The organism is Cetobacterium sp. ZWU0022 (assembly GCF_000800875.1).
Lineage (GTDB): Bacteria > Fusobacteriota > Fusobacteriia > Fusobacteriales > Fusobacteriaceae > Cetobacterium_A.
In genome coordinates this window covers 1-645 of sequence record NZ_JRJZ01000074.1, presented here as the reverse complement: position 1 = coordinate 645, position 645 = coordinate 1, and the positions used below count along the sequence as shown (strand labels likewise).

The 645-nt window shown below is 24.0% G+C and carries 2 protein-coding genes; both read left to right on the top strand.

The window, feature by feature from the left end; all coding sequences use genetic code 11:
• Positions 1–158: 158 nt before the first annotated feature.
• Positions 159–353: a hypothetical protein gene (locus L988_RS05900; RefSeq protein ID WP_047382527.1), complete on the top strand. Its 195-nt coding sequence runs from the start codon at positions 159–161 to the stop codon at positions 351–353.
• Positions 353–580, top strand: coding sequence for a hypothetical protein (locus L988_RS05895; RefSeq protein ID WP_047382526.1), 228 nt, complete (start codon positions 353–355; stop codon positions 578–580). The genes L988_RS05900 and L988_RS05895 overlap by 1 nt, the downstream gene beginning before the upstream one ends.
• Positions 581–645 lie beyond the last annotated feature (65 nt).

The following is a 645-nucleotide window of genomic DNA, read 5'->3' as shown; positions in this document are numbered from 1 at the left end:
AAAAAGTAAATAAATTAAATAGTGAAGAAAAAAAAGCTTTCGAAAAACATTTAAAATCTATTGAAAAATTATTAAAATAAAATATAGAGCTTCTAAGTAATTTACCTAGAAGCTCTCTTTTAAAAACAAAAAACTTATTTAATGGAGGTATAAAATAAATGGCACATTACAAATGTTTAATTTGTGGGGAAGAGGATTTATTCGATTTTATCTATAAGTTTGACCTTAGAATTAAAAATCTAAATTTCATAGAACCAAAAAAAATTGAAGAATTAGAAAAAATTGGAATTAGATGTTCAAACTGTGAGAACTTTGGTAGTCATATAGATGAAATAGCTAAGGTAATTGAATAATGCCTTGGATATGTAAAAAATGTGGTGTTGGAGAAATTGTAGCTATTAATACAAGAAGATACAGTAATACACATAAAATATTAAAAAATGGAAATATCGGTAAAATAATTTATAAAGATAAAATAGGTGAAACAATGGCAACTAATTATATATGTGAAAAGTTCGATACATATTTCAATGATGGTATTTATACAAAATTAAAAGATGTTGCGGATTGGGAAAAATAAATTTAAATATTATTATCTAGCTTCCAGGTAATAATCCTGGAAGCTCATTTAAAACTTATAGAGGT

Excerpts from the sequence above, each read along its gene's own strand:
- L988_RS05900 (WP_047382527.1), top strand. The coding sequence starts at position 159 with ATGGCACATTACAAATGTTTAATTTGTGGGGAAGAGGATTTATTCGAT.
- L988_RS05895 (WP_047382526.1), top strand. The coding sequence starts at position 353 with ATGCCTTGGATATGTAAAAAATGTGGTGTTGGAGAAATTGTAGCTATT.